The sequence below is a fragment of the Pseudomonas monachiensis genome (assembly GCF_047345015.1).
Lineage (GTDB): Bacteria > Pseudomonadota > Gammaproteobacteria > Pseudomonadales > Pseudomonadaceae > Aquipseudomonas > Aquipseudomonas monachiensis.
The window spans coordinates 631,443-657,500 of record NZ_CP178857.1; the positions used below are offsets into that span (position 1 = coordinate 631,443).

A 26,058-nucleotide genomic window follows, 5' to 3' on the forward strand; every position below is an offset into this window, starting at 1 on the left:
AATCGCGGTCAGGAACTGGTTGAACCAGTTGGCCAGTTGCGCGGTTTCATCGTTGCCACGGATTTGCAGGTTCTGGGTCAGGTCGCCTTCGCCCTGGGCGATGCCTTCCAGGCCGCTGGCCACGCTGCGGATCGGGCGCACGATGAGGCTGGCGAAACTGGCGCCGACGACGGCGAAGATGACAGCCAGGACGGCGGCGATGATGGCGATCAACCAGGTCAACTGGGTCGCGGAGCTCATCACGTCGTCCTGTTTGATCAGGCCGATGAAGGTCCAGCCCAGTTGCTCCGATGGCCAGACGTTGGCCATGTAGTGCTCGCCGTTCAGCTCCACTTCCACCAGGCCCTTGCCGGCCTTGGCCAGTTGCGCGTAGCCGTCGCCAAGGCTGTTCAGCGGTTTGAAGTTGTGTTCCGGTTGTTTCGGGTCCACCAGGACCATGCCGGTGTTTTCCAGCAGCATCAGGTAGCCGGTTTCACCGAGCTTGATCTGCTTGACGATTTCGGTGAGCTGCTTGAGCGTCACGTCGATGCTGACCACGCCACCGTTGGTGCCCAGTTTGTTGTCGATGGTGCGCACGGTGCTGACGTAGGTCGCGTCGTCCTGGGCCCAGTAGTAAGCCTCGGTGCGGAACGGCTTGCCCGGTTTGGCCTGGGCGGCCTTGTACCAGGGGCGCTGGCGCGGGTCGTAGTTATTGAGCTTCGGATCATCCGGCCACGACACATAGCCGCCCGCCGCGGTGCCGAGGATGGCATAGGCATAGGCCGGGTGGCTGTTGCCCAGGTCCTGGAGCAGGGCGAAGACTTTTTTGTCCGCCTCGCCCTGGGGGACGCTCTCGGCGTTGGCGGCCATGTAAGTCTTGAGGCTGTCGTCGGAGTTGCGGATCAGCGGTTGCTTGGCCAGGTAATCGACGTTCTGGCTGATGCCGTCAAAGAACAATTGCATGGCGTTGCTGACCTGACGAATCTCGCGGGCACTGCCGTCGACGAATTCGTCCCTGGCATCACTGCGCAGGTTCAGCACAACGAGGGTGGCGACCAGCACCACGGGCAGGCAGGCGATGATTGCAAACGCCCAGGTCAACTTCTGTTTGATGTTCATCCGCGCTCCAGATTTTCTTGTCGGCCCACGCAGTGCAGATGACTCGCGGTTTATTGGCAGCCGTAAACGTTCTTGGTCAACCCGGATCCTTGAGTGCGGCATCGCTATTGTTGGGGGAGCGATTGTCGGACAAATCACTTTGTCACTTAGGGCTTCGGCCGTTGTCGGAGGAAATTGAGGTCTGTTGGGAAAAATCCTACGGAAGGCATGAGTTGTGTTGTCAGCTTCTGTCGCAATTGCCCTCAATGCCCCTGCACAACAAGTGACGCAGGCTCGGCTATGATCTGGAACGACCCATGGCGGTCGTCGGTTTTACCTGATGAAATCGGTACATTGTGTGCATCTGCAATGTTCATAAGTCGGCAACCCCTCCCCCCCGTGAGTGGATTGCCGTATAACGAATGACTTTCGCGTGTTTGGTAATAAAGGACCCACAATAAAAGCTGATGAAGACTCCAAAACGCATTGAACCCCTGATCGAGGACGGTCTGGTCGACGAGGTGCTGCGCCCACTCATGAGTGGTAAAGAAGCAGCTGTTTATGTGGTGCGCTGCGGCAACGAGTTGCGTTGCGCGAAGGTCTACAAGGAGGCGAATAAACGTAGTTTCCGTCAGGCGGCCGAGTACCAGGAAGGCCGCAAGGTGCGCAACAGCCGTCAGGCCCGTGCGATGGCCAAGGGCTCCAAGTTTGGCCGCAAGGAAACCGAGGACGCCTGGCAGAACGCCGAAGTGGCGGCGCTGTTCCGTCTGGCCAATGCCGGTGTGCGGGTGCCCAAGCCGTTCGACTTTCTCGAAGGCGTGCTGCTCATGGAGCTGGTGGCCGACGAGTATGGTGATGCCGCGCCGCGTCTGAACGATGTGGTGCTGGAGCCGGATCAGGCCCGCGAATATCACGCGTATCTGATTTCCCAGATCGTGCTGATGCTGTGTACCGGTCTGGTGCACGGCGACCTGTCCGAGTTCAACGTGCTGCTGACGCCGACTGGCCCGGTGATCATCGACCTGCCGCAGGCGGTTGACGCGGCGGGCAACAACCACGCGTTCAGCATGCTGGAGCGGGATGTGGGCAACATGGCGTCCTACTTCGGGCGGTTTGCGCCGGAGTTGAAGAAGACCAGGTACGCCAAGGAAATGTGGGCCTTGTACGAGGCCGGCACCTTGCACCCGGCCAGTGTCCTGACCGGCGAGTTCGCCGAAACGCAAGAGCTGGCCGACGTGGGCGGCATCATGCGCGAGATCGAGGCCGCGCGCCTGGATGAAGAGCGCAAGCAAGCCGTACGCGCGGCGGACGATGCTCCGCCGGGCAAGACCGAAGAACCGCCTCCGCCATGGATGCAGTGATCGGTTAAAGAAAAACCCGGCTTCGGCCGGGTTTTTTGTGCCCAACTGGCAATCCCTTGTAGGAGCTGCCGAAGGCTCGGTCCGCGCTCGGGCGATCTTTTGATCCAGATTTTTTAAGATCAAAAGATCGCAGCCTTCGGCAGCTCCTACCTATAGGCCTATTTCAGGGGCAACACCCCGACTCCAGATTCTTCAGAATCGGGCAATCCGGCCGATGATCGCCATGGCAGTGCTCGACCAGGTCCTGCAAGGTGTCGCGCAACTGGCCCAACTCGCGGATCTTCTGGTTCAACTCGTCGATGTGCTGGCGGGCCAACGCTTTCACATCGGCGCTGGCGCGCTGGCGGTCTTGCCAGAGGGTCAGCAACTTGCCGACTTCTTCAAGGGAAAACCCCAGGTCCCGCGAGCGCTTGATGAACGCCAGGGTGTGCAGGTCGTCATCGCCGTATACCCGGTAGCCGCTGTCGGTGCGATGGGCTGCCTTGAGCAGGCCGATGGATTCGTAATAACGGATCATCTTTGCACTCAGGCCGCTGAGGCGGGCCGCTTGGCCGATGTTCATCGGTTGTCCTCCAGGTCCTTGGGTTTCCAGGTTTTCAACAGTAGCGCATTGCTCACCACGCTGACGCTCGACAACGCCATGGCCGCACCGGCCAGCACTGGATTGAGGAAGCCGAACGCCGCCAGCGGAATGCCGATCAGGTTATAGACGAAGGCCCAGAACAGGTTCTGCCGGATCTTGGCGTAGGTCTTGCGGCTGATCTCCAATGCGGCCGGCACCAGTCGCGGATCGCCGCGCATCAGGGTGATGCCGGCCGCGTGCATGGCGACGTCGGTGCCACCCCCCATGGCGATGCCGATGTCGGCCGCGGCCAGTGCCGGGGCGTCGTTGATGCCGTCGCCGACCATTGCCACCACGCCGGTTTGTTTCAGTGCGGCGACTGTGGCGGCTTTGTCTGCCGGCAGCACTTCGGCATGCACATCCTGGATGCCCAGCGCCTCGGCGACCGCCTTGGCGCTGCCTCGATTGTCGCCGGTCAGCAGGTGGCTGCTGATGTTCCGTGCGTTCAGTTGTTGCACCGCTTGCAGCGCGCCGGGCTTGAGGGTGTCACCGAAGGCGAACAGGCCCAGCACCTGTGGTTCGGGGGATTGTTCGATCAGCCAGGACAAGGTCCGGCCTTCGCTTTCCCACGCGGTCGCCGAATCAGCCAATGGCCCTGCATGCAAGCCGCTGTCTTCCAGCAGGCGCCGATTGCCCAGCGCCAGGCGACGCCCATCGAGGTTGCCGGCGATACCACGACCGGTCAGGGACTGGCTGTCGCTGACATCGGCCACCTTCAATCCACGCTCGGCACAGGCATCCAGAACAGCCTTGGCCAGCGGGTGCTCACTGCCGCGTTGCAGGGCGCCGGCCAATTGCAGCAGGCTCGCCTCATTCCCGTCGATGGCACTCAGATGAGCAATGCGCGGGGCGCCGGAGGTCAGGGTGCCGGTCTTGTCGAACACCACCGCGCTGACTTCATGGGCACGCTCCAGTGCTTCGGCATCTTTGATCAGAATCCCGTGGCGCGCCGCTACACCGGTTCCCGCCATGATCGCCGTCGGCGTGGCCAGGCCCAGGGCGCACGGGCAGGCGATCACCAGCACCGCCACGGCATTGATCAGCGCGGTCTCCATCGGCGCGCCGTACAGCCACCAGCCGATCAGGGTGGCCAGGGCAATCAGCAGCACGGTGGGCACGAATACCTGGCTGACTTTATCCACCAGTTTCTGGATCGGCGCTTTTGCGGCCTGGGCGTCTTCCACCAGACGGATGATCCGCGCCAGTACGGTTTCCGCACCGAGGGCCTGGGTGCGCACCAGCAACCGGCCTTCACCGTTGATCGCGCCACCGGTGACTTTGTCGCCGGGCTGCTTGGGCACCGGCAGGCTCTCGCCGCTGATCAGGGCCTCATCGGCGTGGCTCTGGCCTTCAACCACTTCGCCGTCCACCGGGAAGCGTTCGCCGGGTTTGACCATCACCAGGTCATTGAGGCGCAGGGCGCTGATGGCGACGTCTTGCTCGTGGCCATCGGTCACCCGGATCGCCCGTTCCGGGCGCAAGGCTTCGAGGGCTCGGATGGCGCTGGCGGTCTGGCGCTTGGCGCGGCTTTCCAGGTACTTGCCCAGCAGCACCAGGGCAATCACCACCGCCGAGGCTTCGAAATAAAGATGCGGCATGCGCCCGGCGGCGGTGGCCCATTCGTACAGGCTCAAGCCATAACCGGCGCTGGTACCCAGGGCCACCAGCAGGTCCATGTTGCCGGCTCCGGCACGCACGGCTTTCCAGGCGGCGACGTAGAACCGCGCACCGAAGATAAATTGCACCGGCGTGGCCAAGGCGAATTGCGCCCAGGCCGGGAGCATCCAGTGCACACCGAATGGCTGCAGCAGCATCGGCAATACCAGTGGCAAGGCGAGGGCAAAGGCGATGATCAAGGCCAGGCGTTCGCGGTGCAGGCGCTGTTGCTGATTGTCGGTTGGCGGGTGTTCGGCTTCCCAGATGCTGGCGCTGTAGCCAGCCTTTGTCACAGCGGCGATCAAGGTCTGCGGATCGACCTGGCCGAGCAGTTCAAGGTGGGCGCGTTCGTTGGCCAGGTTGACGCTGACGCTTTTCACACCGGCCACCTTGCCCAGCGCACGTTCGACCCGACCGACGCAGGACGCGCAGGTCATGCCGTCGATGCTCAGTTCCAGGCTCTGTTGCGGCACGCTGTAGCCGGCCTTGGCCACGGCATCCATCAGGGCCGGCAAGCTGTCGCTGGGTGCCTGGACCCGCGCCTGCTCAGTGGCGAGGTTGACGCTGACGGCACTGGCGCCAATGACTTTGCTCAAGGCGCGCTCGACCCGCCCGGCGCAGCTGGCGCAGGTCATGCCGGCAATCGGCAGGTCGAACGTGGTGGATTCGGACATCGGTCGCACTCCCTGTAGTAGATGACCACAGGATCAACCTTGCCATGCTGGCAAGGTCAAGTGCCATGATTCAGATCAAGCCGCCGCTCAGTAGCCGAGACCGGTGCGCTTGAGGTACATCCCTTCCTGCGTCATCGCGATCCGGTACTTGAGCACATCCCCGGCCTTGAGCTGGATATCCTGTGAGCCCGGAGCGAGCATGCCCGGATTGCAACCCGGCATCTGACCCGGAAGCAACTTGAGGCGCAGCGAGACGATGCCCGGCGGCAGGTTGAACGAGGTGCTCTGTTCCTGAAACAGTCGTGCCGCCAGTTGATCCTGGATGTACACACCGATCTCGCAGCTGGTCGCGACTTCCAGGCGCTCGCGGGAAATGATCAGCACGCCATAATCCTGAGCGGCATTGACCGAAGGCACGGCGGCGAAAAGGCTGAGAAAGCCAAACAGGCTGAAAACTGACCAGCGCATGGCTGAATCTCCTGAGTTCGAGTCATTGATGGACGCAGCTTGGCCGAGCGTCGCGCCGATTGCCAGCCCGGCAGCTAACTTCAGAACTTGACCTTGCCATGGTGGCAAGCTCGAAACTGGGCTCAACCCTCGGAAAAGGAGTCATCCCATGCAAGTGTTCAACGTTGAAGGCATGTCTTGTGGTCACTGCGTCAAGGCCATTACCCAGGCAGTCCAGGCTAAAGACCCTGCGGCCAGTGTGCGGGTCGATCTGGCGGCCAGGGAGGTCGGTGTCGAAAGTGCGCTGACCGCCGAACAGGTGATCGAGGCGATCAGTGAAGAGGGTTACGGCGTCAAACTGGCCTGAATTTGATAGTTAGCGAGCTACCGGAATGTTCAAGGCGTCCATGCGCGGCTAGACTGTCGGGCTGCCGACTTCTGCCCCACTGGATGCCTGATGAACTTTCGTACCATTCTGATTCTCGGCGCCTTGAGCGCTTTCGGTCCGCTGGCGATCGATTTCTACCTTCCGGCCTTCCCGGCCATGGCCCAGGCTTTCGGGACGGACGAAAATCACGTTCAGATGACGTTGGCGGTGTACTTCCTCGGCTTGTCCATCGGTCAGTTGGCCTATGGCCCGGTGGCGGATCGTTTCGGGCGACGCATTCCGTTGCTCATCGGTGTCGGCCTGTTCACCGCTGCATCCGTGGCGTGTGCCTATGCACCAAGCCTGGAATGGCTGATCGGCGCGCGTTTCATCCAGGCGTTGGGCGGCTGCGCGGGGATGGTGATATCCCGGGCGGTGGTCAGCGACAAGTGTGATGCGGTAGGGTCGGCGAAAGTCTTTTCGCAGCTGATGCTGGTGATGGGGCTTGCCCCCATCCTCGCGCCATTGCTGGGTGGGTTGCTGGTCAACACCACAGGCTGGCAGTCGATCTTCCTGGCCTTGACCGGTTTCAGTGCGCTGGCGGGGCTGGCGGTTGCGACGGGATTGCCGGAAAGCATGCCGGCCCACATGCCGCGTCAACCGTTGTCGGGTGCGCTGCGTCAGTACGGCCGGTTGTTGGCTGACCCGATATTTCTTGGCCATGCCCTGACCGGGGGCATCGCCATCGCCGGGATGTTTGCCTACATCGCCGGTTCACCGTTCGTGTTCATCAAACTCTATGGCGTCCCGGCGGAACATTTCGGCTGGCTGTTCGGCATCAATGCGGCGGGCTTCATTCTGGTGGCGCAGGTCAACGCCCGCTTGCTGGCCAAACGTGGTCCGGCGTTTTTGCTGGCGCGCGCCGTGTGGGTTTACCTGGCGGCCGGACTGACGCTGTTCGCGATCAGCTCCCTGCACACCGCTCAACTGTGGCCGGTGTTGCTCCCGTTGTTCGTCTGCATTGCCAGCCTCGGCTGCATCCTGCCCAACGCCTCGGCCTGTGCGATGAACGGGCAGGGCGCACGGGCCGGCAGCGCGTCGGCGCTGCTCGGTTGCCTGCAATTCAGCGTGGCTGCCGGCGCCTCCGCACTGGTGGGCGTGCTGCACGACGGCAGCGCCGTGCCCATGGCCATGGTCATCAGCCTGTGTGGAATTCTAGTGGTGAGCGCAGCGGTGCTCACCCGGCGTTTGCAAAATGCCCGGGCGTTGGCGCAAGCCCAGGTTTGAGGCCGGAGTCAGCCGGCTGCACGCTGCGCAAGGAGGACGGGAATCTGGTGAGGGGCCTGGATGCGGGCTTCAAGGGTGCGCGTGAAAGCGCGCGCTTCTGCTTCGCTGCGGAACGTCACAGCATGTTGGTCTAAGCGAACTTGCCATTGGGATTTTGCCAGTTCTTTTATCAGGATCTTCATAGCCGAACTCCTCTCGCAAAAGATGTCTCGTAAAAGAATGCCTCGCAGGAGATTCGATTGTAGTCCCGTATACGGTCACCATTGTGACAAGGATCAACTGTCTGACTGACGGTTTGTAACTAAAAAAAACGCGGCTTTTTCGAGGGGGCCACAGAGGCTGCCTGCGACCGGGATTGCCCGGTCGCAGGCGGAAAACAGCGGAAAGCGATGAAATCAGCGGTGGTTTTTTTCTGCGCTTCAGAATCCTTCCAGCACAATCTTGCCCTTGGCCTTGCCGCTTTCCAGCAGGGCATGGGCCCGGCGCAGATTGGCCGCGTTGATCGTCCCGAAGTGTTCGCCAACCGTGGTTTTCAATGTCCCGGCATCGATCAACCCGGCGACGCGATTGAGCAGGTTGTGCTGCTCGATCATGTCCGCGGTTTCAAACAGCGAACGGGTGTACATGAACTCCCAGTGCAGTGACAGGCTCTTGCGCTTGAGCTTGGTCACGTCCAGCGACTTGGGATCATCGATCAGCGCCAGTTTGCCTTGGGGTACCAGAGCCTCGATCAGTTGGTCCAGGTGCTGGTCGGTTTGCGTCAGGCTGGCGACGTGGGTGACCTGATCCACACCGGCGTGCTTGAGTGCTTCGCTCAGTGGCTGGCTGTGGTCGATCACCAGGTCGGCGCCCAGCTCTTTTACCCAGCTTTGGGTTTGCGCACGCGAAGCGCTGCCGATGACTTTCAGGGCCGTCAGTTGGTGAGCCAGTTGCGTAAGAATCGAGCCCACGCCACCCGCCGCGCCGACGATCAACAGGCTCTGGCCTTCATCGGTTTTGCCTTCGGCTACCTGCAAGCGCTCGAACAACAGTTCCCAGGCAGTGATCGCGGTGAGCGGCAGGGCAGCGGCTTCGGCGAATCCGAGGGTCTTCGGCATGTGGCCGACGATGCGCTCGTCCACCACATGCAACTCGCTGTTGCCGCCCGCACGGGCGATGGAGCCGGCGTAGAACACCTTGTCGCCGATCTTGAACAGCGTCACTTCACTGCCCACGGCCTTGACCACACCGGCCACGTCCCAACCCAGCACCTTGGCCGCGCCGCCCTCAGGCTGGACGTTCTGGCGCACCTTGGTGTCCACCGGGTTGACCGAGATGGCCTTGACTTCCACCAGCAAGTCGCGGGGGCCGGCGACCGGCTCCGGCAGTTCGATGTCTTGCAGCGCCTGGTCGTCACTGATCGGCAACGAGGCGTAGTAGGCAATGGCTTTCATGGGCGGCTCCGGAACACTGATAAAGAAGAGATTCGATGGGGCAGATGATTGGCTATTTCTACTGAAGATAAAACCGGCTAAAAGAGCAGTCTCTTTCAATATTTTTTTGATAATCGGAGCTCTGATGCTGCGTTTCGATGACTTGCAGTTGTTTGTCCGGGCGGCGGACCTGGGCAGTCTGTCCGCCGCTGCGCGGGGCATGGACATGTCGGCGGCGGTGGCCAGCGCGGCGCTCAAGCGCATCGAACAACAACTCGGCGCCCGATTGTTGGCCCGCTCGACCCGCAGCCTGCGCCTGACCGCCGAAGGCGAGGGCTTTCTCGAATACGCCCGCGCGGCCCTGAGCAATCTCGACGAGGGCCGGCGATTGCTGGCCAGTGGTCAGGACCAGGTCAGCGGGGTGCTGCAACTGTCGGCGCCATCGGACTTTGGCCGCAACCTGCTGCTGCCCTGGCTCGACGAGTTTCAACGCGAGCATCCGAAACTCACCGTGCGCCTGCTGCTGGGGGACCGCATCGCCGACCTGTTCCGCCAACCGGTAGACATTGCCCTGCGTTACGGAGAACCAGAGGACTCCAGCCTGGTGGCGCTGCCCATCGCCCCGCAGAACCGCCGGGTGTTGTGCGCCGCTCCCGGCTATCTGGCCCGGCATGGCGAGCCGCGGCATCTGGAGCAACTGGCACAGCACAATTGCCTGTTGTACATGCTCGGCAGCCGGGTCCACGATCACTGGAGTTTTCACGACGGCAAGCGCGAAGTCAGCCTGACCGTCAGCGGCGATCGTTTCAGTGACGATGCCGATGTCGTGCGCCTTTGGGCCGTGGCAGGTGCCGGGATCGCTTACAAGTCCTGGCTCGATGTGGCCGCCGATGTACTGGCCGGCCGCTTGAAGGTGCTGATGCCGGAACTGCTCTGTGAGCGCGCACCGTTGAATCTGTTGTGCGCCCATCGCGCACAGTTGAGTAAGCCGGTGAACCTGTTGCGTGAAATGCTTGCCGGACGATGCGCCCTTTTGAGTAGTCAATTTCCGGGCTTATCGGATATCGATCATTAGTCGCACGAAAAAAGAGAAATTTCCCTCAGGAACGATCACCACCTACGCCGGGCGGAGGAAAGGATCCGCCGACCAACCCGCATATACTAGCGCCCTCATCATGTCAGTAGCGTCGATCCCCAATGGCGGGTCCACGTTCGAGTCGGCCCGGCTGAACGTCATCCTTCTGGCCTACGCAGCATCGACCAGGCAGCGCAAATGAGTGAGCAAGGCGTTGCCGGGCTTATGGCAGTTTCCACGGATTGGCCGACGACACATTACTGGTCAAGATTTCTCTGGGCAGTAGACGAAACGATTCAACAGGGAGTGAATACATGGAACATGCACCTTGCATCAGCCAGATCGCCACGTTGCTGGCTGACCCAAAGCGCAGCGCAATGATGTGGGCCTTGATGGATGGTTCGGCGCGAACAACCGAAGAGTTGGCATTGCTGGCCGGTCTGTCATCGTCGTCGGCCAGTGCACATTTGGGGCGTTTGTCGGCCGGAGGTCTGCTGAAGGTTGAAAACCGCGGCCGCAAACGCTTCTTCCGCCTGGCCGCTCCCGAGGTCGGGGCGGCAATCGAAGCACTGGCCAGCGCGACCTTCGCCAGCGCCCCCCAGGATATTCCGGACGTATTCAAGCGCAATGCGCCTCTGGTCAAACCCCGGGCGGTGCGTTCGCCATTGTTGAGTGCCCGACTGTGTGACGATCACATGGGAGGCACCCTGTCCGCCGATCTGTATCAGCGACTGCTGGAGGCTGGCTGGATCGAGCACTTCGATCAGCGGGTCACGGTCACCCTCAAGGGCGCGACGGAATTGGCGGCACGGGGAGTGTTCATCCAGGCGCTGACCCATCACAACGGCAGGGTTGCCTGCGCGTGCCCTGACTGGAGCGAAAGACGTCCGCACTTGGGTGGCTCGCTGGGCGCGGCATTGTTGCAGTTGTTCATGCAGTCGGGGTGGTTGAGCCTGCCCAACGATTCCCGAGCCTTGCAGGTGACGGCTTCCGGGCAACGCGAGATCTGTCGCTTTGCCCGGGAAACCGAGTTGGAGATGGCGCTTTAGTGCACCGTTGCGGGAGCGAATGTACTCACTCCCACGGGGCATTGGCGCCGAACCTTACGGTTTCACCAACCGCGCATCGAGGCTGTTCTGCGCCAGGCGCCTGGCCTGATCCTGGGTCATGCCCAGATGGGTGTGCAGTGCATGGAAGTTCTCGGTGACATAGCCACCGAAGTACGCCGGGTCATCGGAGTTCACGGTCACTTTCACGCCGCGTTCCAGCATGTCGAGGATGTTGTGCTGTGACATGTGATCGAACACGCAAAGCTTGGTGTTCGACAACGGGCACACGGTCAGCGGGATCTGCTCGTCGATGATTCGCTGCATCAGGCGTTCGTCTTCGATAGCGCGCACGCCATGGTCGATTCGCTGGATTTTCAGCAGGTCGATGGCTTCCCAGATGTACTCGGGCGGGCCTTCTTCACCGGCGTGGGCGACGGTCAGGAAGCCTTCGTGACGGGCACGGTCGAACACGCGCTGGAACTTGCTTGGCGGGTGGCCCATCTCGGAGCTGTCCAGGCCCACGGCGACGAACGCATCGCGGAACGGCAGCGCCTGGTCGAGGGTTTTCTGTGCTTCGTCTTCGCTCAGATGGCGCAGGAAGCTCAGGATCAAGCCACTGGTGATGCCCAGTTGCTGCTCACCGTCCTTGAGCGCGGCGGCGATGCCGTTGAGCACCACCTCGAACGGGATGCCACGGTCGGTATGGGTCTGCGGGTCGAAGAACGGTTCGGTGTGAATCACGTTCTGTTCCTTGCAGCGCAGCAGGTACGCCCAGGTCAGGTCATAGAAGTCCTGGGACGTGCGCAGCACATCGGCACCCCGGTAATACAGGTCGAGGAACTCCTGCAGGTTGTTGAAGGCATACGCCTTGCGCAAGGTTTCGACGTCGTTCCATGGCAAGGCAATCTTGTTGCGCTCGGCCAGGGCAAACAACAGCTCGGGCTCCAGCGAGCCTTCCAGGTGCAGGTGCAATTCTGCCTTGGGCAGGGCGTTCAGCCAGTCGTACATAATTCTTTTCTCATCAGGTGCAATGGTCGCCATTCTACAGAGGGTTGCCGCAACAATTGGTAAAACCTGACCAGGCGGTTCATCACATCGTTTCCAGTTCCCGTCGATAAGCGTAAGTATCGGCGAAGCGCGAGAGCAGGAACTCGGCGCAGGTGGTGGCCGGATATTTCGCCGGGTGCAATGCGTCCTGACAGCCGGGCAGGCAGTCGATGCGGGTGTCCGGGTGCGGTTCGGCGAAAAACGGCATCGAGTAACGATCCACGCCGAGGGGGCTGATCACCCGGTGCGGCGTCGACAGGTAACGGTCGTTGCTCCAGCGCGCCATCATGTCGCCGAGGTTGACCACGAACGTACCTTCGATCGGCGGTGCGTCGATCCATTCGCCTTTGACGTTGCGGACCTGCAAGCCACCGGCGGCGTCCTGATAGAGCAGGGTGATACAACCGTAGTCGGTGTGCGCCCCGGCACCTTGCTGCTCTTCGGAACTGGCGGTGTGGCGCGGCGGGTAATGAATCATCCGCAGTACGCTGACCGGGTCATTGAAACGTGTGTCGAAGAAATCGCGCTCAATCCCCAGCGCGATGGTCATGGCCCGCAACAGTGTTTGCGCCAGGGCTTGCATGTCGATGTAGTGCTGTTCCATCAACGCTTCCCAGCCGGGGATGGACGGATGGCGATTGGGCCCGCGCAAGGGTTTTTCCGCCAGTACGTCAGGGTGCCCGGCCGGCAGGTGCAGGCCCATGTCGAAGGTTTCCTTGAGGTCGCTGGGCTTGCTTGGGTCCAATTGCTCGGTGGCAATGGCGCCGTAACCGCGATGGTGACGGGTCTGGGTGATGTCGATCTTGAGCTTTTCGGCGGTGGGTTGGGCGAAGAAGCGCTTGGTATGGTCAAGCAGTTCGTCGATTCGCGCAGTGCTGATCGGGTGGCCCTTGATGTAGAAAAATCCCCACTCGCGGCAGGCGAGGTCGATTTGCCCGGCCACGGCTGGCCAGGCGGATGGGTCGTCGCTGTAGAGCGGGGTAATGTCGATGATGGGGAGTTGGTTCATGCGCAGTCCTTAAGAACGCTGAAGATCCAATGTGGGAGCGGGCTTGCTCGCGAAAGCGGTGTATCAGGCGACATCTATATCGACTGTGATGACGCCTTCGCGAGCAAGTCGGATCGCCGCACCGCCGCTCCCACAGGGGAGTTGTGCTGTGGCTGAGAACTTACTTCGGAATCTCGGCCTTCATGCCTTCCACGTAGTAATTCATCGACGCCAGTTCCGCCGTGGTCGCGCTCGCGCCCGCCGGGATTTTCTCGACCCCGGCCTGATCCTTGATCGGCCCGGTGAACAGTTGCAGCGCACCGCTCTTGATGTCGGCAATGAGCTGCTCGGCTTCGCTCTTCACCGACGCAGGCACCAGGTCGCTGATCGGCAGCTCAACGGTGCCTTCCTTCAAACCGCCCCAATAGTCCTGGGGTTTCCAGTCATGGTCGATCACGCTTTGGGTTGCCTGGACGTAGTGCGGGCCCCAGTCGTTGACGATGGAGGTCAGCACCGCTTTCGGCCCGAAGTGCGCCATGTCCGAAGCGTAGCCCACGGCATACACGCCGCGACGTTCGGCGGCCTGGATCGGCGCGGGGCTGTCGGTGTGCTGGAACACCACGTCCACGCCCTGGTCGATCAGCGCGTTGGCGGCGTCCGCTTCCTTTCCCGGATCGAACCACGAGTTGACCCACACCACCTTGATCTCGGTGCCGGGGTTGTACTTGTTCAGGGCCAGTTGGATGGCATTGATGTCGCGGATCACTTCCGGGATCGGGAACGAGGCGACGTAGCCGATTTTTTTGGTCTTGGTCATCTTCGCCGCGAGGAAGCCACCGACGTAGCGGCCCTCGTATGTCCGCGCCAGGTAAGTGCCGAGGTTCTTGTCCTGCTTGTAGCCGGTGGCGTGTTCGAAGGTCACCTTGGGAAACTGTTTGGCGACTTTCACGGTCGGGTTCATGTAGCCGAAGGAGGTGGTGAAGATCAGGTCGTATTTGTCCTTGGCCATGTTGCGGATCACTCGCTCGGCGTCGGCGCCTTCGGCGACGTTTTCCACGTAGTTGGTGGTGATCTGCGAGCCGAGTTTTTCCGCGAGTTCCTTGCGCCCCTGTTCATGCTGATACGTCCAGCCGTGGTCACCGATCGGACCGATATAGACGAAGCCGACTTTCAGCGGATCGGCGGCTGCGGCGGTCAGGCTGGCGCTCAAACCGATGGCTGCCGCAACGGCGCAAAGCAGCTTCTTCAACGGACGGTTGTGCATGAATTGGAACTCCATTTTGTTGTGAGGTTGGCTGGGCTCTCTGGCTTGCACAGGGCAATGCAAATTGCTGACCAACAAGACAACAAAACATGAATCCGCGGTGATGCTATCGCGAGCAGGCTCGCGACAGGTCCTTGAAGTCCGATAACAGTGCATGTCCTTGCACGGTTGCCATCCACTGGTGCGCCAATCCACAAAACCAATGTGGGAGCAAGCCCGCTCCCACATGTTTTACTCGGTGTTTGTCAGGTCCCTGCAATCAACTGTCGAGCCGCCTGGCTGTGGTCAGCAATCAAGCCTTTCAGATCCAGCCCTTCGACCTGCCCATCGATCACCCGCCACTTGCCGCCGACCATCACTCGATCCGCGCGATCAGCACCACACAACAGCAGCGCCGAGACCGGATCATGACTGCCGGAGAAGCGCAGTTCATCGAGCTTGAACATCGCCAGGTCGGCCTGCTTGCCCACCGCCAATTCGCCGATATCGGTACGGCCCAGCAGGCTTGCCGAACCCTTGGTCGCCCAGCCCAGCACGCGCTCCGGGGTGATCTTCTCGGCGCCGTAGCGCAGGCGCTGGATGTACAGGGCCTGGCGCGCTTCGAGCATCATGTTCGAGGCATCGTTGGACGCCGAACCGTCCACGCCCAAACCAAGCAAGGCACCGGCATCGGTCAATTCGATGCTCGGGCAGATGCCCGAAGCCAGGCGCATGTTCGAACTCGGGCAATGGCAAATGCCGGTGCCGGCGGCGCCGAGGCGGGCGATTTCGTCCGGGTTGAAATGGATGCCATGGGCCAGCCAGGTGCGCGGGCCGAGCCAGCCGACACTGTCCAGATAGTCCACGGTGCGCAGGCCGAAGCGTTGCAGGCAGAAATCCTCTTCGTCGAGGGTTTCTGCCAGGTGGGTGTGCAGGCGCACGTCGAGTTTGTTCGCCAGTTCGGCGCTGGCCGACATGATTTCCGGCGTCACCGAGAACGGCGAGCACGGTGCCAGGGCGATCTGGATTTGCGCGCCGTCACCGCGTTCGTGGTACTCGGCGATCAGGCGCTGGCTATCGGCGAGGATCACTTCGCCTTCCTGCACGGTCTGTTGCGGCGGCAAGCCACCGTCCTTTTCGCCGAGGCTCATGGAACCGCGGGTGAGCATGGCGCGCATGCCCAGCTCGCGAACGCTTTCGACTTGCACGTCGATCGCGTTTTCCAGACCTTCCGGGAACAGGTAGTGGTGGTCGGCGGCGGTGGTGCAACCGGACAGCAGTAATTCAGCCAACGCGACCTTGGTGGCGAGGGCGAGTTTTTCCGGGGTCAGGCGTGCCCAGACCGGGTACAGGGTTTTCAGCCACGGGAACAGCGGCTGATTGACCACCGGCGCCCAGGCGCGGGTCAGGGTTTGATAGAAGTGGTGATGGGTGTTGATCAGGCCCGGCAGGATCACATGTTCGCGGGCATCGAACACTTCATTGCACGGGGCGGACGGTTGTTGACCGGCGCCGAGTACTTCGACGATCAAACCGTCTTGCAGCACCAGGCCACCACGGGCATCGAGACCGTTGGAGGTGAAAATGGCGAGGGGATTCTTTAACCAGGTACGGGTCGCAGGCATGTTGGCCGGCTCCTCTGAAAGTTGGGTTCAGGGTTGCCAGCTCAGTGTTGCCCTGTCTGCTGATCCAGGTTCGCCGGGGAGGCGAGGTGCGAAGTGTCGATCAAAACGCTCTGGCGGGCAAGCCCAACCCGACAGGACAACACCCCCCTGTGGGCGGCGGTGATTACCAGGGAATGGTTTCGCCCCGGTAATTGATGAAGTGATGCCCGCCCTTGCCGACATACGCATTCACCTGATCGACCAGGCCACGGGTGCTGGTTTCCACGTCAATGTCCGCGCCTTCACCCCCCATGTCGGTTTTCACCCAGCCCGGGTGCAGCGACAGCACGGTGAGCCCGGTTTCGCCCAACTGAGTGACGAAGCTGTTGGTCATGGAATTCAGCGCCGCCTTGCTGGCCTTGTACAGGGCCAGTTCCGGCGCATCGGGCATGGTCACGCTGCCCAGCACCGAACTCATGAACGCCAGCACGCCGGTATCCGGGCGGATCCGGTCGACAAAACGCTGGGCCAGGTTGATTGGCGCCACGGCGTTGGTGAAAAACAGCTGGCCGACTTCGGCCATTGTCGCGCCGCCGTTCGGCGTCTGGACATCCGGCCCCTTGACCCCGGCATTGACGAACAACAGGTCAAACACATCCCCCTTGAGTTGTTGGCTCAGGGCGGACACCGCCTGCTGATCGTCCATGTCGAGCTTTTCGATCCGCACATCGCCCAGGGCCTGCAAGGCTTCGGCTTTTTGCGGGTCGCGCACGGTGGCGGTGACTTGCCAGCCATCGGCCAGCAGGGTTTTCACCAGCCCGAGGCCAAGCCCCCGGGAGGCGCCAATGATGAGTGCGGTTTTTGCCTTGGACATGAGTGGCTTCCTTGAAAGGTCAGGATTGTGGATTCAATGGACACTGTTGCCCGAGCCGTTGTTGCAACTCTTCGCGCAGCGCGCCGAGTTCGGCCATGCGGGTTTCGATCAGTTTGAGTTTGTCTTGCAGCAGCTGCGTGACGGCGGTGTCCGGATCGGGCGATTGCCAGATTGTAGCGACGCTGTTGCCGATCTCGCCGAGGGTAAAGCCCAGTCGTTGAGCGGTCTTGATGTATTGCACCAGTTGCACCACGTCTGGCGGATAGTCGCGATACCCGTTGGCGCTGCGTTGTGCCGCAATCAATCCGCGCTGCTCGTAGAAGCGCAGCGTGTCGCGGCTGACGGCGCTGGCCTGGGCTAATTCACCGATGCGCATCATGACGTCTCGAGGGGGCTTGACCCTGGAGCATACTCCAGGCTTTAGCCTTGTTGCTCCCTGGATTGATGGAGCAATGTCGATGTGGACTACAACGCAATATCGCCGGTTGGTGCAAGGCAGTGCCTGGTATGACCTGATCGTGACGGTCGCGTTCGTCACGCCGTGGAGTTTTGCTGCGTTGCATGGTCTTTTGACGGGGGTGAGCCAGGCGCTGAGTTTGCCCGGTGAGCTGCCACCGTTCGAACCGGTGCACATGCTGATGGCGAATCTGCTGGGGTCGATTGTCTGCGTATGGGCGGTGCTGCGGATTCGTGATCCGCAGCAGGTTTATGGGCGCTATGACGCCGTGGCCAGGTTTCTGTTCTCGACCTGGCAGGGTTATGCCCTGATCCAGGGCGCGAGTTCGCTGCTGGTGGTTTTTCTGGTGTTTGAATTGGCATGGGGCATTGCTCAGGTGTTGCCAGTGCGGACGCCATCGCGAGCAAGCTCGCTCCCACAAGGTTCTGCTGTGTGATCTGAATTGTTGCCATGCCAGCGATCCCTGTGGGAGCGAGCTTGCTCGCGAAGAGGCCAGACCAGACAACCACTAATGCCCAGCCTGCCACGGCTGCCCCAATGACACTGGCGCATACAACCGTGTGCGCAGCGCATCCCGTGACAGCAGCACCAGCACCACAATGGTCGCGACATACGGCAGCATCGCCAGCAGACTGGACGCAATCGCCAGTCCCAATCCCTGCGCCACCAGGTGCAGGATGCTGGCGAGCCCGAACAGGTAGGCGCCGAGCAGCAGGCGCCACACCCGCCAACTGGCGAACACCACCAGCGCCAGGGCAATCCAGCCACGCCCGGCGCTCATGTTCTCCGCCCACATTGGTGTGTAAGCCAGGGACAGATATGCCCCGGCCAACCCAGCCATCGCACCGCCGAACAACACCGCCAGCGTGCGCACAGCCAGCACCGGCAAGCCCATGGCGCTGGCCGCATCCGGGTTTTCCCCGACCGCCTGGATGATCAGCCCGGCGCGGCTTTTCAGAATCACCCAGGCCACCAGCGCAAACAGCGCGAACGACAGATACACCAACAGGTCCTGGGCAAACAGCATCCGCCCGATCAGCGGGATTTCACTCAGGTAGGGAATCGCCATCGGCTCGAACCCCGCCAGCGGTTTGCCGACCCACGCTGAGCCGACGAAGGTCGACAGGCCCACGCCGAAAATCGTCAGGGCCAGGCCGGTGGCCACCTGATTGGCGTTGAACACCAGCGCCACCAGGGCAAACAGCGATGACAACAGCATCCCGGCGAGCATCGCCAGCAACACGCCGAGCCACAGGTGGCCGGTGTTGAACGCGACGATGAAACCGATCACCGCGCCAAACAGCATCATGCCTTCCTGGCCGAGGTTGAGGACGCCGCTTTTCTCGCAGATCAGTTCCCCCAGCGCCACCAGCAGCAACGGCGTACCGCAGCGGACCATGGCGTAGAAAATATTGCTCAGCAGATCGATATCCATCACAGCGCTCCTGCTTGTACGGCGGTGGTTTGTGCGCGGCGGGTCCAGCGCAGGTTCAAGCGCGGTCGGTAGAGGATCAGCACATCACTGGCCAGCAGGAAAAACAGCATCATGCCCTGGAACAATTGGGTGATCGCTTGCGGCAGGTTCAGGCTCATTTGCGCGCTTTCGCCGCCGATGTACAGCAGCGCCATCAACAGGCTGGAAAACAATATGCCGACAGGATTCAGACGGCCGAGAAATGCCACGGTGATCGCCGCATAGCCGTAGCCCGGCGAGACCTGCGGCACCAGTTGGCCGATGGGGCCGGTAACTTCGCAAACACCGGCAAGCCCCGCCAGGCCGCCGCTGATCAACAGAGCGAGCCAGATCAGACGCTTCTGGCGAAAGCCGACGAAACCGGCGGCCCGCTTGTCCAGCCCGAGCACCTTGATCTGGAAACCGACAAAGCTTTTTTGCAACAACACCCACACGGTCACCAACACGAGCAGGGCGAAGTAAACCCCGGCGTGGACCCGGCCATTTTCCATCAGCAGCGGCAAGCGGCTGGCGTCGCCGAACATCGCCGATTGCGGAAAATTGAAACCTTCCGGATCTTTCAGTGGCCCGTGCACGCAATACAACAAAAGGTTCAGGGCGATGTAATTGAGCATGATGCTGGTGAGGATCTCATTGGCGTTGAAGCGCGTGCGCAACCACGCCGTCAGCCCGGCCCACGCAGCTCCGGCCAAGGTGCCGGTGAGCAAGATCAGCACCAGCGCCCAGCGACTTTGCATGTCGACGATGTTCACTGCCAGCGCACTGCCGGCCAACGCACCGAGCAGCAGTTGACCTTCGGCACCGATGTTCCAGATGCGCGCCTGATAGGCGACGGCCAGGCCCAATGCGCAGAGCAGAATCGGCAGGGCTTTGACCAGCAGTTCAGATACGCCATACAGGTCGCTGACCGGTGCAATCAGCAAGGTGTGCAAGGTCAACAGCGGGTCGTGCCCGAGCGCGATAAACAATAAGGATCCACAGCCCAGGGTCAGTGCAGCCGCCAGCAACGGCGAGCACCACAGCATCAGGCGCGATTGCTGGCCGCGGGGTTCAAGAGAAAGCAGCATGTGACACTCCGTTAACGCGTGGCGGATGCGAGTGATTGAGGGGCACCGAACTGGCCGGCCATCCAGCCGCCGACATCGCTCAGGCGGGTATCGACGGTAGCGTGGAGCGCCGACAGTCGACCGCCGCACAGGGCGCCAAGGCGGTCGCTGATCTGGAACAGTTCGTCGAGGTCTTCGGAGATCACCAGGATCGCCGCGCCGGCATCGCGCAAGGCAATCAAGGCGCGGTGAATGGTGGCGGCGGCGCCGACGTCCACGCCCCAGGTCGGGTGTGCGGCGACCAGCAGTTTCGGACGCTGAAGGATTTCCCGGCCAAGGATGAATTTCTGCAAATTGCCCCCGGACAGGCTGCGGGCCGGCGCCTGGCTATCGGGTGTCTTGACCCCGAAACGGCGGATGATTTCCTCGGCCAGTGCTTCGACTTTGCCGCGCCGGATCAGGCCGTTGCTCACCAATCCTTGCTGGAAAGCGGTCAGCAGCGCGTTGTCCGCCAGGCTCAGCTCCGGCACCGCACCATGACCCTGGCGTTCGGCGGGGACGAACGCCAGGCCGAGTTGGCGGCGAGCATCGGGACGCAAATGGGCGACTGGCTCCCGGCCAAAACTTATCGTTGCGCTGGCGTTGCGGGGCAACAGTTCTTCGCCGCTGAGCAAGGCCAGCAACTCATCCTGGCCATTGCCGGCGACACCGGCGATGCCGACAATTTCACCGCGGCGCACTTCAAGGTCGATGTTGGCAAGCGAGCAGCCGAACGGGTCCGGGTTGTGCCAGGACAAGCCACGGACATCAAGGAACGCATCACCTCCGGTAACCTTCGGATAGTCAGCGATCAACTCCGCGGCTTCACCGACCATCAAGCGCGCCAGTTGCTGATCCGAACACTCGGCCGGCACGCAATGCCCGGCCACCCGACCGCCTCGTAAAACCGTTGCACTGTGGCACAACGCGCGCACTTCCCCGAGCTTGTGGCTGATGAACAAAATGCTGCAGCCTTCGGCGGCGAGCCGGCGCAGGGTAACGAACAAGTCATCGGCCTCCTGCGGGGTCAGCACTGAAGTCGGTTCATCGAGAATCAACAGACGGATGTCCTGCATCAGGCAGCGAATGATTTCCACCCGTTGCCGTTCACCGATCGACAGGCTGTGGACAAGTCGCTCCGGTTCCAGCGCCATGCCATAGCGCCGGGACACTTCGCGAATCTTCGGCTCAAGCTGTCTGGGCGTGCCTGCCGCCGCGCCCATGGCCAGGGCGATGTTCTGCGCCACGCTCAGGGTCTCGAACAGCGAGAAATGCTGGAACACCATGCCGATTCCCAAACCCCGGGCCTGGGCCGGGTTGCGCAGGCTCACCCGCTGACCTTGCCAGATCACTTCGCCGGAATCGGCGTGGGTGACGCCGTAGATGATCTTCATCAGCGTGCTTTTTCCCGCGCCGTTTTCCCCGAGCAGGGCATGGATCTCGCCAGGGGCAATGGTCAGGTCGATGGCATCGTTGGCCAGGCAACCGGGGTAGCGTTTGCTGATTCTGCGCAGTTGCAGGCGCGGAACCGTATCGGGGATTGGAGCGTGATTGGGCATGACAGGCTCAGTGCTGTTGGACTTGTGCCTGTGGATAAAGCAATTTTCTGGCCATTAGGTCAGGAAAACCTCGAAGCCCTGCGAGTAGAGGCGTTGAGTACGCAGCTTTCGGATGCGCTACGCAGAGTCCGGCACCACATGGGGGCAATGGCGCAAATCAAGCCCCTATTTTGCTCGCGTGCTTTTGCTCAAAAAATGAGCAATCAACCACAAGCCATACCGTGCAGGGCGCCGAGACGGCCATGAACGGGTTATCCACAGATTGCTCCACAGTATTTGTGTGCAAGCTCAGAGCACGGGCATAAGCACTGAGTGGCTTTCTTCTAAAGGCGATAAACCGTTGTAACTGTTTGTTTTTATTTGAATTTGATGTGCTTGATGGCAGATTGGACGAAAATTGAGCAAAGTCCGCAAAGCCGCATGACAGAAGGGTTACAGCGGTATGTGCTCAGGTTATCCACAGCCGGGTGCACAGCAGATGTGGGCAAATATGGAATAAGTGAAAAGCCGGCGTGCCCCAAAAGATCGCAGCCTGTGATTCAGCGCTGTAACAGAATGCGCCCGCGACTCAAATCGGCCAGTTGTGACTGCAAGGTGTCGATCTGCGCATCGCCCACGGCCAACAGCAACTCGACACCATTGGCGGTGAAGCTCTCATCCACAACCAATCCACCTGCCTCTGCCACCCGCAGCTTGACCAGGGCCAGCTCGGCAAATCCGCACGCGCAACGCAGCGGAACCCGGCTGATCAGCTCGATCTTCGGCGCAGCTTGCAGGCATTTGTTTGCACCCCCGCCATAGGCTCGGGCGAGCCCCCCGGTGCCCAGTTGGATGCCGCCATACCAGCGAATCACCAGCACCGCGACCTGATCGCAATCCTGTGCCTCGATCGCTGCCAGAATCGGCCGGCCTGCCGTACCGCCGGGCTCGCCATCATCGGTGCTGCGATACTGATCGCCGAGTTTCCAGGCCCAGCAGTTGTGCGAGGCATTCAAGTCGCTGTGCTGTTCAATGAACGCCTGGGCCTCGGCCGGGCTGGAGATCGGCGCGGCGAAGGTCATGAAGCGGCTCTTGCGAATCTCTTCGCGGTATTCGCAAAAACCGCTGAGGGTAAATGGCATAAGTGCTTAGATGGCAGGTTTCAGGCCGCAGCCCTTGAGAATGATGCGGATCAGGTTATCCCCGGCGTCTTCCATGTCTTGCTTGGTCAACCTGGTGCGCCCGGTGACGCGGCAGATCTGCGTGGCGAAGTCGGCGTAGTGCTGGGTGCTGCCCCACAACAGGAAGATCAGGTGCACCGGATCGACCGGGTCCATTTTACCGGCGTCGATCCACGCCTGGAATACGCCCGCACGCCCCTGGAACCAGGCGCGATAATCCTGGTTAAAGTACTCGGTCAGGCACTCGCCGCCGCTGATGACCTCCATGGCAAAAATTCGCGAGGCTTGCGGCTGGCGTCGGGAGAACTCCATTTTCGCGCGGATGTAGCGGGTCAAGGCTTCGCTCGGATCGTCCTCGGCGGTGAGGGTGTTGAAGGTACTGTCCCACAGCTCGATGATGTTGCTCAGCACCGCCACGTACAAACCAAGCTTGTTGGTGAAGTAGTAATGCAGGTTCGCCTTGGGCAGCCCGGCATTCTGGGCGATGGTGTTCATGCTCGTGCCTTTGTACCCGTGACGGGCGAACTCGTCTTCGGCGGCTTTGATGATGGTCTCTTCGTTTTTCTGACGAATGCGGCTGACGGGTTTTGCGCCGTGGGCAGGGACTTCAAAGGTCATAGGCACTTCCGAGAAGATGAGTGGGTGCGGCCAGTGCGTTGATAGCGTACCGGCAGGCTACAGACAAGTCTTTCAGCGCGTCGCCGCCAGACTCTCCAGAAAGCTTTCCAGCACAAGATGTGGGCGACGACCCTTGCGGGTGACCGATGCAAGGCTGAGATCATAGAAACGCGTTTTGGCTTTCAATGCGCGCAACCGGCCTTGCTGCACCCAAAGACTCGCGTAGTGATCCGGCAGGTAACCGATGTAGCGCCCGGTCAGGATCAGGAACGCCATGCCTTCGCGGTCCGAGGCGCTGGCGGTGCAGTTGAGCGCCTGGTAGTGAGCCTGGATTTCCGCCGGCAAACGGAAGGTGGGTGCGATGGCGTCCTGACTGTTCAGGCGTTCGTCGTCCAGCTGCTTGTCGTCGACATAAAACAGCGGGTGCCCGACTGCGCAGTACAACAGCGACCGCTCGCTATACAGCGGTTGATACTCCAGCCCCGACAGTGCGCTGGCCTGCGGTACCACGCCGACGTGCAGGCGACCGTCGAGCACGCCTTGTTCGACTTCATTGGGCGCGATCATGCGGATCTGGATCTGCACGTCCGGGCCGCGTTCTTTCAATTGCGCAAGGGCATGGGTGATGCGCATGTGGGGCAGGGTGACCAGGTTGTCCGTCAAGCCGATGATCAATTCGCCGCGCAAGTGCTGGTGCAGGCCATTGACCTCGGTGCGGAAGCTTTCCAGTGCACTTAACAGCTGCAACGCCGATTGATAGACCTCGCGGCCTTCTTCGGTCAGGGAAAACCCGGCACGTCCCCGTTGGCACAGGCGCAGACCGAGGCGCTGCTCCAGATCGCTCATCTGCTGGCTGATCGCCGAGCGCCCGATGCCCAGTACGGTTTCCGCCGCAGAGAAGCCGCCGCATTCCACCACGCTGCGGAAAATCCTCAGCAGGCGAATATCAAAGTCGCTGACCTGGGCCAGCGGATCGGGACGACGAGAGCTCATGCGGGTTACTCAAAAGTTTAGTAATGGGCTGACTGAACATTAGAAGAGTTGCATTTCACAGACTTTATCTCCGTGGCAATTTAGCTGCAACAACGGTTTTCAATCATTACGCCGCTTATTGCCTTGCGAGGTTTTGCCCATGAACTTGCCTGAAAACGCCCCGACTTCCCTGGCCAGCCAGCTCAAGCTCGATGCTCACTGGATGCCTTACACCGCCAACCGCAACTTCCAGCGCGATCCACGGCTGATCGTTGGCGCCGAAGGCAGCTGGCTGATCGACGATAAGGGCCGCAAGGTATATGACTCGCTGTCCGGTCTGTGGACCTGTGGCGCCGGGCACACCCGCAAGGAAATCCAGGAAGCGGTCGCCAAGCAGCTGGGCACCCTCGATTACTCGCCAGCCTTCCAGTACGGTCATCCGCTGTCCTTCCAGCTGGCTGAAAAAATCACCGACCTGACCCCGGGCAACCTGAACCACGTGTTCTTCACCGACTCGGGCTCTGAGTGTGCTGACACTGCCGTGAAGATGGTCCGTGCCTACTGGCGCCTGAAGGGCCAGTCGACCAAGACCAAAATGATCGGCCGTGCCCGTGGTTACCACGGTGTGAACATCGCCGGCACCAGCCTCGGTGGCGTAAACGGCAACCGCAAGCTGTTCGGTCAGGCGATGATGGACGTCGATCACCTGCCGCACACTTTGCTGGCAAGCAACGCTTACTCCCGTGGCATGCCGGAGCAGGGTGGTATCGCCTTGGCTGACGAACTGCTGAAGTTGATCGAACTGCACGATGCGTCGAACATCGCGGCAGTATTCGTCGAGCCATTGGCCGGTTCCGCTGGCGTGCTGGTTCCGCCTCAGGGTTACCTCAAGCGTCTGCGTGAAATCTGCGACCAGCACAATATCCTGCTGGTGTTCGACGAAGTGATCACCGGTTTCGGCCGTACCGGCACCATGTTCGGTGCTACCACCTTCGGTGTGACCCCGGACCTGATGTGCATCGCCAAGCAAGTCACCAACGGTGCGATCCCGATGGGCGCGGTGATTGCCAGCTCCGAGATCTACCAGACCTTCATGAATCAGCCGACACCTGAATACGCGGTTGAATTCCCCCATGGCTACACCTATTCCGCGCACCCGGTGGCTTGTGCCGCTGGCCTGGCAGCACTCGACCTGCTGCAAAAGGAAAACCTGGTGCAGAGCGTGGCCGAAGTCGCGCCGCATTTCGAAAACGCGCTGCACGGTCTCAAGGGCACCAAGAACATCATCGACATCCGCAACTTCGGCCTGGCCGGCGCGATCCAGATCGCCCCTCGTGACGGCGATGCCATCGTGCGTCCGTTCGAAGCCGGCATGGCGCTGTGGAAAGCCGGGTTCTACGTACGCTTCGGCGGCGACACCCTGCAGTTCGGCCCAACCTTCAACAGCAAGCCGCAGGACCTGGATCGTCTGTTCGACGCGGTCGGCGAAGTGCTGAGCAAGATCGACTGATTTCTCCTTCTATATACCTACAAGCAACAGGTGCTCCGAAGCGAGCACCTGTGGACAACTTTTCAGGAGCTTCCATGAGCGTTATTCCGCATTTGATCAATGGCGAACTGGTGACCGAGAACGGTCGCGCGGTTGATGTGTTCAACCCGTCTACCGGCCAGGCTATCCACAAGCTGCCGCTGGCGACCCGCGAAACCATCCAGAGCGCTATCGACGCGGCCAAGGCTGCATTCCCGGCCTGGCGCAACACGCCGCCGGCCAAGCGTGCCCAAGTGATGTTCCGCTTCAAGCAACTGCTGGAGCAGAACGAAGCGCGCATCTCGCAATTGATCAGCGAAGAGCACGGCAAGACCCTGGAAGATGCTGCCGGTGAATTGAAGCGCGGCATCGAGAACGTCGAGTTCGCTTGCGCGGCTCCGGAAATCCTCAAGGGCGAGTAC

25 protein-coding genes and 1 pseudogene (1 of these 26 cut by a window edge) are annotated in these 26,058 nt (G+C 61.2%); 8 read left to right on the plus strand and 18 right to left on the minus strand.

What is annotated here, in order from left to right; genetic code table 11:
- Positions 1-9: 9 nt before the first annotated feature.
- Positions 10-1,200 (minus strand): annotated as a pseudogene (locus tag ACMDB8_RS02745) (cache domain-containing protein); the annotation flags it as partial.
- A 344-nt stretch (positions 1,201-1,544) separates the two neighbouring features.
- Here ACMDB8_RS02745 and ACMDB8_RS02750 point away from each other — a divergent pair.
- Positions 1,545-2,438, plus strand: coding sequence for a PA4780 family RIO1-like protein kinase (locus tag ACMDB8_RS02750; RefSeq protein ID WP_056725232.1), 894 nt, complete (start codon positions 1,545-1,547; stop codon positions 2,436-2,438).
- A 163-nt stretch (positions 2,439-2,601) separates the two neighbouring features.
- On the opposite strand, the gene cueR is transcribed toward ACMDB8_RS02750, so the two are convergent.
- The 3 genes from cueR to ACMDB8_RS02765 all read right to left on the minus strand — a co-directional run bounded on the left by cueR (position 2,602) and on the right by ACMDB8_RS02765 (position 5,858).
- Positions 2,602-3,000, minus strand: a complete 399-nt coding sequence (gene cueR, locus ACMDB8_RS02755; protein WP_056725231.1) for a Cu(I)-responsive transcriptional regulator — start codon at positions 2,998-3,000, stop codon at positions 2,602-2,604.
- Positions 2,997-5,390 (minus strand): heavy metal translocating P-type ATPase, encoded by a 2,394-nt coding sequence (locus tag ACMDB8_RS02760; protein WP_409078605.1) that lies wholly within the window; start codon positions 5,388-5,390, stop codon positions 2,997-2,999. Before ACMDB8_RS02760 ends, cueR begins: the two co-directional genes overlap by 4 nt.
- A gap of 87 nt (positions 5,391-5,477) precedes the next feature.
- Positions 5,478-5,858: a hypothetical protein gene (locus ACMDB8_RS02765; RefSeq protein ID WP_056725229.1), complete on the minus strand. Its 381-nt coding sequence runs from the start codon at positions 5,856-5,858 to the stop codon at positions 5,478-5,480.
- Positions 5,859-6,006: 148 nt separating this feature from the next.
- On the opposite strand from ACMDB8_RS02765, the gene ACMDB8_RS02770 reads away from it, so the two are divergent.
- Positions 6,007-6,204 (plus strand): cation transporter, encoded by a 198-nt coding sequence (locus ACMDB8_RS02770; RefSeq protein WP_046043755.1) that lies wholly within the window; start codon positions 6,007-6,009, stop codon positions 6,202-6,204.
- A 90-nt stretch (positions 6,205-6,294) separates the two neighbouring features.
- Complete coding sequence (locus ACMDB8_RS02775) at positions 6,295-7,491, plus strand: multidrug effflux MFS transporter (protein ID WP_223542143.1); 1,197 nt, start codon at positions 6,295-6,297, stop codon at positions 7,489-7,491.
- Between the two features lie 8 nt (positions 7,492-7,499).
- Here the strand turns inward: ACMDB8_RS02775 and ACMDB8_RS02780 are convergent, their stop codons facing one another.
- Positions 7,500-7,673 (minus strand): hypothetical protein, encoded by a 174-nt coding sequence (locus ACMDB8_RS02780; protein WP_008050343.1) that lies wholly within the window; start codon positions 7,671-7,673, stop codon positions 7,500-7,502.
- A gap of 237 nt (positions 7,674-7,910) precedes the next feature.
- Positions 7,911-8,924, minus strand: a complete 1,014-nt coding sequence (locus tag ACMDB8_RS02785; RefSeq protein WP_409078606.1) for a zinc-binding alcohol dehydrogenase family protein — start codon at positions 8,922-8,924, stop codon at positions 7,911-7,913.
- Positions 8,925-9,048: 124 nt separating this feature from the next.
- Here ACMDB8_RS02785 and ACMDB8_RS02790 point away from each other — a divergent pair, with 124 nt between their 5' ends.
- Both ACMDB8_RS02790 and ACMDB8_RS02795 read left to right on the plus strand, forming a co-directional pair.
- Positions 9,049-9,978, plus strand: a complete 930-nt coding sequence (locus tag ACMDB8_RS02790) for a LysR family transcriptional regulator (RefSeq protein ID WP_056725223.1) — start codon at positions 9,049-9,051, stop codon at positions 9,976-9,978.
- 314 nt (positions 9,979-10,292) lie between these two features.
- Positions 10,293-11,027 carry a helix-turn-helix domain-containing protein gene (locus tag ACMDB8_RS02795; RefSeq protein WP_056725222.1) on the plus strand — a complete coding sequence of 245 codons (735 nt, stop codon included), beginning with the start codon at positions 10,293-10,295 and terminating at the stop codon, positions 11,025-11,027.
- A 54-nt stretch (positions 11,028-11,081) separates the two neighbouring features.
- Here ACMDB8_RS02795 and ACMDB8_RS02800 read toward each other — a convergent pair whose 3' ends face one another.
- The 6 genes from ACMDB8_RS02800 to ACMDB8_RS02825 all read right to left on the minus strand — a co-directional run bounded on the left by ACMDB8_RS02800 (position 11,082) and on the right by ACMDB8_RS02825 (position 17,159).
- Entirely contained in the window at positions 11,082-12,035 is a 954-nt protein-coding gene (locus ACMDB8_RS02800) for an adenosine deaminase (protein ID WP_008021924.1), read from the minus strand.
- 82 nt (positions 12,036-12,117) lie between these two features.
- Entirely contained in the window at positions 12,118-13,083 is a 966-nt protein-coding gene (locus ACMDB8_RS02805; RefSeq protein ID WP_056725221.1) for an isopenicillin N synthase family dioxygenase, read from the minus strand.
- 160 nt (positions 13,084-13,243) lie between these two features.
- Complete coding sequence (locus ACMDB8_RS02810; RefSeq protein WP_056725220.1) at positions 13,244-14,326, minus strand: BMP family ABC transporter substrate-binding protein; 1,083 nt, start codon at positions 14,324-14,326, stop codon at positions 13,244-13,246.
- A gap of 245 nt (positions 14,327-14,571) precedes the next feature.
- Positions 14,572-15,930: an 8-oxoguanine deaminase gene (locus ACMDB8_RS02815; protein ID WP_008050330.1), complete on the minus strand. Its 1,359-nt coding sequence runs from the start codon at positions 15,928-15,930 to the stop codon at positions 14,572-14,574.
- A gap of 163 nt (positions 15,931-16,093) precedes the next feature.
- Entirely contained in the window at positions 16,094-16,783 is a 690-nt protein-coding gene (locus tag ACMDB8_RS02820; protein ID WP_056725219.1) for an SDR family oxidoreductase, read from the minus strand.
- A 19-nt stretch (positions 16,784-16,802) separates the two neighbouring features.
- Entirely contained in the window at positions 16,803-17,159 is a 357-nt protein-coding gene (locus ACMDB8_RS02825) for a MerR family transcriptional regulator (protein ID WP_056726313.1), read from the minus strand.
- 82 nt (positions 17,160-17,241) lie between these two features.
- Here ACMDB8_RS02825 and ACMDB8_RS02830 point away from each other — a divergent pair, with 82 nt between their 5' ends.
- Entirely contained in the window at positions 17,242-17,676 is a 435-nt protein-coding gene (locus ACMDB8_RS02830) for a hypothetical protein (RefSeq protein WP_409078607.1), read from the plus strand.
- Positions 17,677-17,748: 72 nt separating this feature from the next.
- Here ACMDB8_RS02830 and ACMDB8_RS02835 read toward each other — a convergent pair whose 3' ends face one another.
- The 6 genes from ACMDB8_RS02835 to ACMDB8_RS02860 form a co-directional block, all read right to left on the minus strand.
- Entirely contained in the window at positions 17,749-18,675 is a 927-nt protein-coding gene (locus tag ACMDB8_RS02835; protein WP_056725217.1) for an ABC transporter permease, read from the minus strand.
- A complete protein-coding gene (locus ACMDB8_RS02840) occupies positions 18,675-19,781 on the minus strand; it encodes an ABC transporter permease (RefSeq protein ID WP_223542139.1) in 1,107 nt (368 codons plus the stop codon). Before ACMDB8_RS02840 ends, ACMDB8_RS02835 begins: the two co-directional genes overlap by 1 nt.
- A gap of 11 nt (positions 19,782-19,792) precedes the next feature.
- Positions 19,793-21,358 (minus strand): ABC transporter ATP-binding protein, encoded by a 1,566-nt coding sequence (locus tag ACMDB8_RS02845; protein WP_409078608.1) that lies wholly within the window; start codon positions 21,356-21,358, stop codon positions 19,793-19,795.
- A gap of 539 nt (positions 21,359-21,897) precedes the next feature.
- The gene (locus ACMDB8_RS02850) at positions 21,898-22,479 is read right to left on the minus strand and encodes an IMPACT family protein (protein ID WP_056725214.1); all 582 of its coding nucleotides are present in this window, start codon (positions 22,477-22,479) and stop codon (positions 21,898-21,900) included.
- A gap of 6 nt (positions 22,480-22,485) precedes the next feature.
- Positions 22,486-23,136, minus strand: a complete 651-nt coding sequence (locus ACMDB8_RS02855) for a TetR/AcrR family transcriptional regulator (protein ID WP_008050321.1) — start codon at positions 23,134-23,136, stop codon at positions 22,486-22,488.
- Between the two features lie 72 nt (positions 23,137-23,208).
- A complete protein-coding gene (locus ACMDB8_RS02860) occupies positions 23,209-24,129 on the minus strand; it encodes a LysR family transcriptional regulator (protein WP_056725212.1) in 921 nt (306 codons plus the stop codon).
- Between the two features lie 139 nt (positions 24,130-24,268).
- Here ACMDB8_RS02860 and ACMDB8_RS02865 point away from each other — a divergent pair, with 139 nt between their 5' ends.
- Positions 24,269-25,618, plus strand: coding sequence for an aspartate aminotransferase family protein (locus ACMDB8_RS02865; RefSeq protein WP_056725210.1), 1,350 nt, complete (start codon positions 24,269-24,271; stop codon positions 25,616-25,618).
- 74 nt (positions 25,619-25,692) lie between these two features.
- Positions 25,693-26,058 carry the beginning of a CoA-acylating methylmalonate-semialdehyde dehydrogenase gene (locus ACMDB8_RS02870; protein ID WP_409078609.1) on the plus strand. 1,128 nt of this gene lie beyond the right edge of the window, so only the first 366 of its 1,494 coding nucleotides appear in the window; its start codon is at positions 25,693-25,695; its stop codon lies beyond the right edge, outside the window.